This is a genomic window from Vibrio cyclitrophicus (genome assembly GCA_023206055.1).
In the GTDB taxonomy this organism is placed as follows: domain Bacteria; phylum Pseudomonadota; class Gammaproteobacteria; order Enterobacterales; family Vibrionaceae; genus Vibrio; species Vibrio cyclitrophicus_A.
Window position 1 is genome coordinate 285,823 of record CP065366.1, and the last position, 12,477, is coordinate 298,299.

The window sequence follows — 12,477 nt, forward strand, 5'->3', positions numbered from 1 at the left end:
GTCTGTATAAAACCATTTTATGTGAAAGCATAGAATGGTTTTTTTATATCAGTGTGTCCTAAATAGCCTCGCTAGGAAGCAAAATAATCATGATCAAACCGCTTATCGTATTTTTAGGGCTGCTAGTTACTGGTTGCTCACAACAGTTCCAAGATCTTAATTCGACATTCAATGAAGCTCTCTTTGGTGATGCCGACGTCAGTACCTCGGCCGAATATATTCAAGATCTGCCTTACGCGAGTATCTATGCCGAAATTAACGACCAAGGTAAGATTTTCATGGTGTTGGCTTTTGTTGGTCAAAATCCTGTAACCGGGGTTGAGCAACTCAAATGGATGTCATCAGACAAAGCCATTATCGTGACGGAAAATGGACGAGTGGTTCAAACCTTATTACTGCCTTATGAAAATCTATCAGGTTTAACCGTTAAACCGGCCAATGCATTAGTACCGAGTTTTGATTTGTCGGCAACGCCCAAGGCTCAAGAGTGGCAAGCCACTTACGATTGGCAACCAGATTACCGATTTGGCTACAGTGCAAACATTGTTCGAACATACATTAGTGAAGAAACCGTACAAACTCCGATTGCGAACATTGAAGCGCGTAAGTTTGTAGAGCAGATCCGTTACCCAGCCCTAGGGCAAGGTATTGAGAATCAGTATTGGGTAAACAAAAAGGGACAGGTAGTCAAAACGGTTCAATACCTTGGCCCAGAGATGACCCGTTTAGAGTTGACCTTGCTAAAGCCTTATCAAACGAATAAGTCAAAGCCCAATCAAATTAAAGAATAAAGTGGTAAGTGAATAAGATGAATTATTTAAAAAAACTAGGGTACACAGCAGTACTCACGGTTTGTAGCGTTCTAGTGCCACCACTTGCCACGGCTCAAAGCCAAGTTCCAGTGCTTGCGGTTGAGTTACCGATGCAAGGTATCACGCTGCAATATTCGCAACCTACGCGCTTAGAACAAGTATTAACGGATGCCAATGCGAATGGCGCGTTAGGGTACTTCCCGCTGTCTGCCCAGTTATTTGATCGCAATGCTCAACCGCAGGTAGACAAGGTAAAACAACAGGTGTTGGATAAGCTCAAGCATTTAGCCTTACAAGAGCCACAAGCAACATCTGTGCTTAAGCAGCTCGAATCTTTTGATTATCAAGCACGTTACTTTGTTGAGTTAGACCAAAATGCAGTGATGTCTCAGGCAGATAAGAATCCTTTATTGGTTTCAAAAAAGCCAGTAGCGGCATCAACACAGCTAGCTATGGCATCAAAACAGTCAGCGACGGCGTCGAAACAAACAGCTTCGCAAGGGGTTAATGCTAAATCAACGGAACAACAGCATTTTGAGTTATATCTAACCGATCGCCCAACCTCTGTGAATGTCGTCGGGGCAGTAAAGCAAGCTCACACGCTGCCTTTGGTTGAACACGCTCAGCTAGATAACTATTTAACGCGGTTGCCAAAAGACCAGTTGTTAGATGTTGCTGATCACAGTACGGCATTTGTCATCCAACCCGATGGGCAAGTGAATGAAATCAGTTATGCCTACTGGAACAGTAAGCCTGCTTATTTTGCTCCCGGTGCTATTATTTTTATCGCCTTTGATTCGCTCCCTTCTGAGTTTTCCACTTTGAATCAAGACATTGTCGAACTTCTACGTCATAAGGTTAATCTGTAATGTCGGCTACTCAATCATTTCCATTAACCCTGCTCGCAAGTTCGATTACGGGTACCTTACTGGCTTTCAGCAGTTTTGCTGTTAATGCGCAATACCTTTCTGCCACCACGCAAGAGCAGCAACCTTCTGAAGTCGAGGTTTCTAGCTTTAGTACGCCAACGTTAAAACACTCTCAATCGGATTTTGGGGGTGTGGGCTTAATGCAAATGCCTACCGCGCGTATGGCTCCAGAGGGTGAATTCAACCTAAGTGCATCGTTCAATAACGAATATTATTTTTATAACGTTAGCCTGCAATTGATGCCTTGGTTAGAAACCACGATTCGTTACACACAAACACAAGATGTACTTTATAGCGGGGATAATGCTGGGGACCCTAATTGCTCTGCTAATAATTTTAGTGGTTGTAACACGCACGCTGACAAAGGCATCGATTTTAAAGTTCGCTTAATAGAAGAAGGCTACTATTTGCCTGAGCTGTCTGTCGGAGTGCGTGACTTTGGCGGTACAGGATTATTTGATGGCGAATTTGTCGCGGCGAGTAAACGATTTGGCCCACTTGATGTCACGTTAGGTATGGGCTGGGGCTACATGGGCACCAGTGGTAACGTCACCAATCCATTCTGTAAAGCAAGCGACAAGTATTGCGAACGTCCATCAGATACTAAAGGCAACGGTGGCAGCGTTGATTTTGAGCGTTGGTTTAAGGGCGATGCGGCAATCTATGGTGGTTTAGAATATCAAACGCCTTATAAGCCATTAACGCTTAAGCTTGAATACGACAGCAATGACTATTCACAAGATTATCCTGTAACGAATGGTGCTGCGGTTATGACGCAACATACCCCTTGGAACGTGGGGGCAGTATACCGTTTTACTGATTGGGCAACGGCAAAAGTCAGTTATGAGCGTGGTGACACCTTAACCATGGGCTTTGACTTAACCACCAACTTTAATCAAATAGCCTCCGTGTGGCGAGATACCGAAGCGGCGACTTTGCGACCAAGCGAAGCAAGCAGCATGGATGAGGTTGAACTGGCCAAGTTGACCCAAGAACTTGAGACCATCGCGGGTTATGAGCAAGCACAGGTCTTGGTCGACGACAATACGCTGATTGTGAAAGGCGAGCAGGTCAAATACCGCAATCGAGAGGTTGCGCTGGAACGTGGGGCAACGGTTATTGCTAACCATGTCCCTGACTATATTGACACCTATAAGATCGTTGAAACCAGCAACGCAGGCGAGTTAAATCAAACCGCTATCGATGCCAATCAATTTAAGCAAGTTGCTACATACCAGTATTTGGACTCGGATATTCAAGACGCTGCACAGCCAAGTGATGTCGAATCGAAATCGGCGATCGCTTATCACGACGGCAGAGAACGTTTTGATGTGTCTGTCGCGCCTAACTTGGCGCAATCTTTTGGCTCAGCGGAAGATTTTTACCTATATGCTCTAGGCTTATACACTAATGCGTCTTTCTGGGCGACCAACAACATTGAGCTGTCTGGTTCTTTGTATATCAACTTGATCGACAACTACGATAAGTTTAATTATGAAATTCCAGAAGATGGCACAGCGCAAACACCACGAGTGCGAACGCTTTTCCGTTCTTACGTTGACGAACCGGTTCGTTTAGACCGCTTGCAGCTGACGTGGTTCGAAGACTACGGCAGCGGTATCTATACCCAAGCTTACGGTGGCTACCTAGAGAGCATGTTTGCAGGTGTGGGTGGTGAAGTACTTTACCGCCCATACAACAGTAACTGGGCAATTGGTGCCGACGCGACAGCCATCAGCCAGCGTGACCCAGAAAGTTGGTTTGGTACGTTTGATGAAGAGCTGCAATACCATGAAAAAGATCAGGCTTACTACAAGGTGATTGATAAAGGCACCACCGGATTTGTTACCGGCTACTACATGCCGCAGTGGGATTTCTTAAGTGACACTTTGTTTAAAGTTGGTGTGGGTAAATTCTTAGCGGGAGATATTGGTACTCGTATCGATTTCTCTAAGCAGTTCAAGAGCGGTGTTATCGCCGGCGCGTTTGTTAGCTTAACCGACATGACCACAGAAGAGTACGGTGAAGGCAGTTACACCAAAGGCTTTTACGTATCGATTCCATTTGATTTAATCACGGTTAAGCCGAGCTCAAGCCGTTCACAATTCACATGGCAACCACTGACTCGTGATGGTGGACAAGTGCTGAATAAGCAATACAACTTGTTCGATCAAACCGACGCTCGCTCACCTTGGTTCCAAAGACCAAGTAGCGTTAAGTAGATTTAGGGGCAGATACGAGTAACGGGATGCGAGATTCGAAGAGCGAGAAAAGATAGATACGGGTAGCGGGATGCGAGATTCGAAGAGTGATATGGCCCCTAAAAAGTAGACACAGGGGTTTAGTTGATTAGTTCAAAGTCTATGGGACTCACTCCACCTAGAGTCCCATGTCTTCTTACTGGATTATAATAGGTATCGATATAAATGCGACTCTGCATCGTCATTTCTTGTCGTGAAAGCTGATCTAAGTTGTTCATCCACTCTTTCTTATATTGCGCAAAGAAGCTTTCGGAACAAGCGTTATCCCAACAGTTTCCTTTTCTCGACATGCTGACTTTAATCTTTCGTTTACGGTGCCAACGGATCGTCTCCAACGCTCGATACTGTATACCTTGATCGGAGTGAAACAAAAGCTCGTGACCTAAGGGCTGCCTTTGTTCCCAAGCCTTATTCAGGCTTCTAAGCACTAACTTTGCGTTATTAATGCGACTTGTCGACCAACCAATCACTTTGCGTGAAAACAAATCTAAGACGACGCACAGGTATTGCCAGCCATCCGTACAGCGCACCTGAGTTATATCAGACACCCAAACTCGATCGGGTTTATCCACCTTAAATTGACGGGCAAGAATGTTATAGGCTGGTATAAGAGCATTTTGTCTTGGCGCTCGTCCATATCGCCTCTTACTCGCGCAAGAGCGATAGCCCATATTCTGTAGAAGCCTCTGTACTCGCTTCTTATTGCAAATAAAGCCGTTAGCGACTGCTGCTTCCCAAAGCTTTCGATAGCCTGGAATACAATACTGAGCTTTGCTTTCTCTCCTCAAGTAGTGACTTAAAGACTCATTGTCTGTCTCTCGCTTCGATGGTTTCCTTGTTAGCCACTTGTAATAACCCGCTTTAGAAACGCCTAACCATTTGCATAGTCGAATGACAGGAAACTTCACACTGGCCTTCTTAAGGATATACTCGAACCTTATTCTTTTTGGCTGTCGAAGAAAGCCTTCGCTTCCTTTAAGAAATCATTCTCCAGCTCTGCAATCTCAAGCTTCTTTTTCAATTGACGGATCTCTTTCTCCAGTTGTGCAACGGATTTTTCGGGACCGTGATTAGGTATTGGGAGGGAGTTATTAGTCTTCTTCGACGTCATTTGGCATCTCCATTTAGAAAGTAGCACCGGCGATATTCCTAAGGATAGTGCTACTGACTTAACGGTGTCAGAAGAATCAAGAGATCGCTGAACAGCTTCTCGTTTAAATTCGTCTGTATATTGCCTTTGTGATTTTACTTTCATGACACTCAATGCTCTGTATTAAGTGTCTACTTTTATGGGGTCACATCAAGAGCGAGAAAAGATAGATTCGGGTAACGAGTAGCGAGATACGAAGAGCGAGAAAAGATAGATACGGGTAACGAGTAGCGAGATAAGAAGAGCGAGAAAAGATAGATATGGGTAACGAGTAACGAAGAGCAAGGAAAGAGCAGAACCTCTCACCTGCTCTTAGGCTCTTAAGTGTACTAATTCAGACCTGATCTGACAGTTACCCACTTTTAGACTCGGTGCCTGTCAGATTATATCTGGGCTAAATTCTTTTCAGCCCAGATTGATTTCCCATCCTCTAATGTCTCTATTGGCGTTCTGCCACAACACATTTTTCCTTGATGAGTACGATGATTGTTATAGTAGTCCATCCATTCGTCCAGATCTTTCTGTAATTCCTCCATTGAGCCATACAGTTTCTTTCTGAAGGTCACTTGGTAGAACTCGTTTAATATGGTCTTGTGGAAGCGCTCGCAGATACCATTTGTTTGTGGTGACATCGCTTTAGTCTTTGTGTGGTCGATATCATTGATGGCAAGATAGAGTTGGTAATCGTGCTGTTCAACACGGCCACAGTATTCAGTACCTCGGTCTGTCAAGATTCGCAGCATTGGCAGCTCATGAGCCTCGAAGAATGGGAGAACCCTATCATTCAACATGTCCGCTGCGGTGATTGGTGTTTTTGTCGTATAGAGCTTAGCGAAGGCGACTTTGCTGTACGTATCAACAAACGTCTGCTGGTAGATGCGTCCAACACCTTTAAGGTTGCCAACATAAAACGTGTCTTGAGAGCCGAGATAACCTGGATGCGCTGTTTCTATCTCACCACAAGCCTCGTCATCATGTTTCTTGCGCTCAAGGGCTGCAACTTGCTCGTCCGTTAAAATGATACCGTTCTCAGCGACCTGTTTTTCTAAGGCAATAAGTCGCTTTTTGAAGTTTTCTAAGTCATTACGAAGCCAGATTGAGCGAACGCCACTTGGAGAAATAAATACACCGAGTTTCCGTAGCTCGTTGCTTGTTCTCACTTGCCCGTGAGCTGGGAAGTCGATGGCGTATTTTAGGACGGCTTGTTCAGTTTCACTATCAACTCGGTTCTTTAAGTTTGGTGTTCTTCTGCTCTGATTAATCAGAGCATCAATACCGCCAGTTTCAACCAGCTCTTGATAGCGATAAAACGTGTCTCGAGAGACACCCATAACCTTGCAAGCTCTAGATACATTGCCAAGTTCCTCTGCAAGATTGAGAAGCCCAGCTTTGTGTTTGATGATTGGATTGCTAGTATGAAGCATGAGAGTTACCTCTATTGTCTTTGATTAGTGATTAAGCACCTTTAATCAAAGTGGGTAACTCTCTTCTTTTCAAATTGAAGTGTCAGATCTAGTCGGAACTAATACAGCTTAAGCTTTTCGTATCTCGTTTACCCGTATCTCTATACTGCTCTTTAGTATCCCGCATCTGCCCTTAAGCTCTTCGCATCTCGTTTACTCGCATCTCGATACTGCTCTCATCTACCCTTTAACCATTCAACTAGGTTGATAATAAGCATAAATTGTGGATAATGTTCACGAATTAAACTAACCGTGTGCAGTGGTATTTTTTGCGACGTTTAGTTGCTCAGTTAGTCAGATAGCCCTATTCAATTTTAAGCGCCTTTTGGGGCTAGCTAAGTGAGTAAATCAAATAAGTTACGCAGTGTGATGTCGCGGAGTATCGAAGGGCGGTAGCGTCCCCATTTTTAATTGTAAATGGGAGTAAGATCTTACTATTTTTTATTACTTTCTCTAATTTCCTCTTGTGTAACTGATAAAATCACAAAATCTCTATTCTTTGGATGCCCTTTTAGGCCCCAGACACATTCCGTTTCTATGAATTGGTAAACATGAAGATTAATAAAAATCGCCTCCTTTTAGCGCTCCTTCCTGCATTACTGGCAGGCTGTACCACTCCTGGAGCTCACCTTTCTACCGACAATAAGAATGTGATTCTTCCTTCTGAAGAACAGCAAGAATCTGACATTTCTAATGTGGTTAATCTTTATCCACTCACAGCTCAATCAGTAGCTAGTTACCGAATTGATACCTTATCGGTTTCCCAAGCTAATCCGAAATTGGATGTTGACATTGCAAAATATGAATACCAAGTGGGTATCGGTGACATTTTAAATGTTACCATTTGGGACCACCCAGAGCTGACCATTCCTGCGGGTTCTTACCGTAGTGCTGAAGAGGCGGGTAACTGGGTTCGTTCAAACGGCACTATCTTTTACCCATACATTGGTAGCGTTGATGTATTAGATAAGACTGTCGATGAGATTCGTACTGATATCACGAAGCGTCTGTCTAAATATATAGAAAGCCCTCAAGTTGATGTTAACGTAGCAGGTTTTCGTTCTCAAAAAACCTATGTTACAGGTGAAGTTGAGCAACCAGGACAACAAGCGATTACTAATATCCCTTTAACGTTATTGGATGCAATAAACCGTTCGGAAGGATTGTCGGAAGATGCGGATTGGCGCAATGTTTCATTAACTCGCAATGGAGTGCAAGAGTATATTTCTTTATATGCGCTGATGCAGAAAGGCGATTTGACTCAAAATAGGTTGCTGCAAGCGGGCGATATCGTTCACGTGCCGCGTAATGACGCTCAAAAAGTCTTTGTGATGGGTGAGGTCAATGACCCCCAACTATTAAAAATTGATCGTGCAGGAATGAGCCTAACAGAAGCACTCAGCAATGTAGGTGGCATCAATCAGCTGACAGCCGATGCAACGGGTGTGTTTGTGATTCGTACTTCTGATGATAAATCAGAGCGCATGGCCGATATCTACCAACTGAATATGGAAGATGCCTCTGCATTGGTGATTGGCACCGAGTTTGATTTAAAACCTTACGACATTGTTTATGTTACGGCAGCACCTATTAGCCGCTGGAACCGTGTGATTGGACAGCTTGTGCCTACCATTTCTGGCTTTAATGAGCTGACCGAAGGTATGTTACGCGTCCGTAATTGGTAATAACTGAGTATTAATCATCAGGTTGCATTTTGCGTGTAACCTGATTTTTATGCTTATAGGCCCAATACAATTAGAGACAATTATGTTTAATAAAATTTTAGTCGTCTGCGTGGGTAATATTTGCCGTTCCCCGACGGGAGAGCGCGTTCTTCAAAAGCTGCTCCCCAACAAAGAAGTGGCCTCTGCTGGTATTGCTGCCGAAAAAAGTCGTTTAATCGGTAAGCCAGCAGACGATACAGCGATTTTAATCGCCGCAGAAAACGGGGTCGATGTTGAAAATCATCAGTCTCAACAAGTGACGCCACAGCTTTGTGCTCAGTATGATTTGATATTGGTGATGGAGAAGGGCCATATGGAGGCGCTCACTCAAATCTCACCAGAGGCACGCGGTAAAACTATGCTTTTTGGTCAGTGGATTGACCAAAAAGACATTCCCGACCCGCACCGTCAAAGCCGTGAAGCGTTTGAATACGCTTACAAACTGATTGACGAAGCCGCACAAGCTTGGGCAAAAAAACTGTAGGTTTAAAAATACAGTAGGTTTAAATAGACAGCTTTTTAAATGTCATGCTCTACACGTAGGCGTGGCTAAACCACCAACAGAATCATATAGAAGAGAAGTACGCGGAGCGTATATATCGTCTCTTAAATAGCAATAATTTAGGAAGTAGTAATCTGATGACAACACAACCATCTCAGCAATCACACACAGATAACTCTGATGAGATAGATCTAGGGAAACTGCTTGGTATCTTATTAGATGCTAAATGGTTAATCATACTGACCACATTTGTTTTTGCTGTGCTTGGTATTGCGTTTGCTCTACTTTCAACGCCGATATACAAAGCCGATGCTTTGATTCAAATAGAAGAGAAGAGCTCTGGCGGCATTTCATCCATGGTTGGTGACATGGGAGACGTGTTCTCTCAGGAGTCTTCTGCCACAACAGAAGTGGAGATCATCAAATCGCGTATGATCTTAGGCGAAACGGTTGATAAATTCAATTTAACCACTGTAACTGCACCGAGTTATGCACCGATTGTCGGTAAAGGGTTCGCCCGCTTAACCGGAGATATCAACCACATCGCAGTGAGTCGTTTTACCTTGCCAAGCTATGCGAGCGGTTACGCACACACCATTCAGATTGTTGATGCCGAGCAGGGCACTTACCAACTGGTTCGTGACGATGAGCGCGTTATCTTGCAAGGCAAAGTAGGTGAGCTAGCCACTGCCGACGACTACAGCTTGTTTGTGGCAGGTTTTGAATCACACAACGGTTTTGAATTCTCGATTGGCAAGCGTAGCCGATTAGCTGCAATTGAATGGTTGAAAGCTTCTTTGTCTTTGTCTGAGCAAGGTAAGCAGACCGGTATTTTGAAGCTAAGCTTTGAAGGTGAAAACAAGCAACAGATTTCTGAAATTCTCAACCACATTAGCCAGATCTACTTCTTACAAAACGTGAAGCGCAATTCAGCAGAAGCAGAGAAGAGCCTAGAGTTCTTAGAGAGCCACCTTCCGGGCATTAAATCTGAGCTAACTGGCTATGAAGACGTACTGAACAATTACCGTCAAAAGAACGAATCGATCGATTTGGGCTTAGAAGCACAATCAACCTTAAAGGTAATGGTAGAGCTTGAAGCGCAATTAAATGAACTGACGTTTAAAGAGAGTGAAATCAGCCAGCGCTTCACTAAAGATCACCCTGCATACAAAGCCTTGCTCGATAAGCGTAAAACGCTATTGGGTGAGAAAGAGCGCCTAAACAAACAAGTACAAAAGCTACCGAAAACACAACGTGAAGTACTGCGCATGACACGTGATGTTGAAGTAAACCAACAAATCTACATCCAGTTGTTAAACAAGGTTCAAGAACTGAGCATTATTAAAGCCGGTACGGTTGGTAACGTTCGTATCTTAGATGATGCACAAGCTTATGCTCGCGCCGTTAAACCGAAGAAGCCGTTGATTGTTGTATTAGCGACGCTACTGGGTGGTATGTTGAGTGTCGCGTTTGTATTAGTGAAAGCTGCGTTCCACCGTGGTGTTGAAAGCCCAGACCAAATTGAACAAATTGGCCTTCCGGTTTACGCAGCGGTACCAAAATCTGATTTACAGATTGAGCTAACCAACCGCTTTAAATCGAAAAAACAGCAAACCAAGGGTACCCAAGCGCTGCTTGCTGAATCTAACCCTGCGGACCTTTCGGTTGAAGCGCTGCGTGGCCTTCGTACCAGTTTGCACTTTGCGATGCTAGAAGCAAAAAATAATGTCTTGATGATCTCTGGCCCTGCGCCAGGCATTGGTAAATCATTCATCTCGACCAACTTTGCCGCAGTAGCTGCAAAAACAGGCCAAAAGGTACTGTTGATTGATGCCGATATGCGTAAAGGTTACCTACAACAAAGCTTTGGTGTGAAGTGGGACAACGGCCTTTCTGATGTATTGAGCGGTAAGCAAGAGTTCGCCCAATCTGTTAAAACAACACCGGTCGAAAACCTAGACATTATTACTCGTGGCCAAGTGCCACCCAACCCATCTGAGCTGTTGATGCACCCACGCTTTGCAGATCTCATGGAATGGGCTTCAAAAGAGTATGACTTGGTGATTGTTGATACCCCGCCAGTACTCGCGGTAACCGACCCAAGTATTGTTGGCGCCTTTGCGGGTACCACATTAATGGTTGCGCGTTATGGCCAAAACACCATTAAAGAGATCGACGTTGCTCGTCACCGCTTCGAACAATCGGGTATCGAAGTGAAAGGCGTTATCTTCAACGCCATCGAGAAGAAAGCATCAAGCTCATACGGCTACGGTTACTACAACTACACGTATTCGAGCGACAAAAAATAAAGAGCAGTAACGAGATGCGAGTAGCGGGTAAACGAAGAGCTTAAGAGCGAAAGCGGAGATTCGAGATACGAAAAGCGCCGCTCTTCGCATCTCGTTTACTCGTTACTCGTATCTACTTCTTTATAACCCCTCCCGTTAAATACAATCCAATTGTGGCTAACACCGGATAACCAAACGCTTCATTGGTCATTTCCCCCAACGGCTTCCAATCGTAGCCGTGCATACAACCCAAAATCACCATCACATGCAGTGCCACATAAGGAATGGTGAACAACAACACAATGTAGCGTTGTACCAACTTAAAAGGTTCATACGCTTTAAGCAGTGCCAGCTTGTGCTTCGCTTTTTCTTCATCAGTAAAAAACATCGCATCTCCTGTGTTGGTGAGTGCATCTACCCCTTTGTTAATAGAAGACTGGCTCCCGAATATTCTCCCGAACAATGTCATACTGCTCCTTGGTTTATTGATTGGCTTTGACCGCATGTATAGCCTTTGACTGTATAACCTTATGGTTCGACAACCTTAGCGAGACCTCTCCTCCGCCATTTATCCGTTGAATTAGATTCCCTATCACGTTCGTCCCTCACTGTAGGGAATGACGACTACTTTTATTAAGTTAATAATCCCGCGACTCCGTCATTCCAGAACTGAGGAACGAAGTATCTGGAATCTGCTTTTAGTCTCTTCGCATCTCGTTTACCCGTCACCCGCATCCGCTCTTGAGCCTTTCGCATCTCGTTCACTCGAATCCCGTAACTGCTCTTAAGCTCTTAAAGCCATAACCGGACACGCCTTATTCACGCCCCAATCTTTATGCCCCTTCACATTCTCATCTGAAATCAAGAACTGCTCTTGCAAGGCTGCCATCAAACCAAACAGTGCCTTACGCTGCGCAAGCGTGAAGTTATCTTCTGGTTGCAGCTCAGCATTACATCCACCTACCATACAAATTCCAATATTGCCCTTGTTGTGTCCTTTCACATGCGCGCCGGTATGCGACAACGGCCTGCCCAATTGGACATCCCCATTGCGACGAACCACAAAGTGATACCCGACATCGCGCCAGCCTTTCTTTTTATGCCATCGGCGAATCTCGGCTACGTCTACATCTTGCTGTGGCGGCGTGGCGCTGCAATGCACCGTAATAAAAGAGTAGGGCGGGCAATGAGGCAAACGAAGTAAAACCGAAACCAAGCTGAAAGAATAAGATGCTGAAGGCAAACAAGGATCTAACGAAGGAATGAGCTCCACCTTGCTAGCCCGCTGTTGCGAGTCAATTCGTTCTTTGGTGCAAGCCTGTTTTTGCGAACAATCCCGCTCTTGCAA

At 44.6% G+C, this 12,477-nt stretch carries 10 protein-coding genes; 6 read left to right on the forward strand and 4 right to left on the reverse strand.

Annotation, left to right across the window (positions count from 1 at the left end; all coding sequences use genetic code 11):
* Positions 1-89: 89 nt before the first annotated feature.
* Genes ITG09_01345 through ITG09_01355 form a run of 3 tightly spaced genes read left to right on the forward strand, consistent with a single transcriptional unit; the run spans position 90 to position 3,963 of the window.
* Complete coding sequence (locus ITG09_01345) at positions 90-791, forward strand: YjbF family lipoprotein (protein UPR52346.1); 702 nt, start codon at positions 90-92, stop codon at positions 789-791.
* A gap of 17 nt (positions 792-808) precedes the next feature.
* Entirely contained in the window at positions 809-1,681 is an 873-nt protein-coding gene (locus ITG09_01350) for a capsule biosynthesis GfcC family protein (protein UPR52347.1), read from the forward strand.
* The gene (locus tag ITG09_01355; GenBank protein ID UPR52348.1) at positions 1,681-3,963 is read left to right on the forward strand and encodes a YjbH domain-containing protein; all 2,283 of its coding nucleotides are present in this window, start codon (positions 1,681-1,683) and stop codon (positions 3,961-3,963) included. The genes ITG09_01350 and ITG09_01355 overlap by 1 nt, the downstream gene beginning before the upstream one ends.
* Before the next feature lie 119 nt (positions 3,964-4,082).
* Here the strand turns inward: ITG09_01355 and ITG09_01360 are convergent.
* Positions 4,083-5,257, reverse strand: a protein-coding gene (locus ITG09_01360; protein UPR52349.1) for an IS3 family transposase whose coding sequence is annotated in 2 segments (ribosomal slippage) — positions 4,083-4,972 and positions 4,972-5,257 — 1,176 coding nt in all. Because the reading frame shifts where the segments join, the coding sequence is not laid out codon by codon here.
* Positions 5,258-5,535: 278 nt separating this feature from the next.
* On the reverse strand, positions 5,536-6,576 hold the full coding sequence (locus ITG09_01365; GenBank protein UPR52350.1) for an IS481 family transposase: 1,041 nt from the start codon (positions 6,574-6,576) through the stop codon (positions 5,536-5,538).
* 590 nt (positions 6,577-7,166) lie between these two features.
* Between ITG09_01365 and ITG09_01370 the strand changes: the two genes are divergently transcribed.
* The 3 genes from ITG09_01370 (at position 7,167) to ITG09_01380 (ending at position 11,150) form a co-directional block, all read left to right on the forward strand.
* The gene (locus ITG09_01370) at positions 7,167-8,300 is read left to right on the forward strand and encodes a polysaccharide export protein (protein ID UPR52351.1); all 1,134 of its coding nucleotides are present in this window, start codon (positions 7,167-7,169) and stop codon (positions 8,298-8,300) included.
* 82 nt (positions 8,301-8,382) lie between these two features.
* Positions 8,383-8,823 carry a low molecular weight phosphotyrosine protein phosphatase gene (locus tag ITG09_01375; GenBank protein UPR52352.1) on the forward strand — a complete coding sequence of 147 codons (441 nt, stop codon included), beginning with the start codon at positions 8,383-8,385 and terminating at the stop codon, positions 8,821-8,823.
* A gap of 155 nt (positions 8,824-8,978) precedes the next feature.
* A complete protein-coding gene (locus tag ITG09_01380) occupies positions 8,979-11,150 on the forward strand; it encodes a polysaccharide biosynthesis tyrosine autokinase (GenBank protein UPR52353.1) in 2,172 nt (723 codons plus the stop codon).
* 112 nt (positions 11,151-11,262) lie between these two features.
* Here ITG09_01380 and ITG09_01385 read toward each other — a convergent pair whose 3' ends face one another.
* Both ITG09_01385 and ITG09_01390 read right to left on the reverse strand, forming a co-directional pair.
* The gene (locus ITG09_01385) at positions 11,263-11,598 is read right to left on the reverse strand and encodes a hypothetical protein (GenBank protein ID UPR52354.1); all 336 of its coding nucleotides are present in this window, start codon (positions 11,596-11,598) and stop codon (positions 11,263-11,265) included.
* A 315-nt stretch (positions 11,599-11,913) separates the two neighbouring features.
* Positions 11,914-12,477, reverse strand: a complete 564-nt coding sequence (locus ITG09_01390; protein ID UPR53568.1) for an N-acetylmuramoyl-L-alanine amidase — start codon at positions 12,475-12,477, stop codon at positions 11,914-11,916.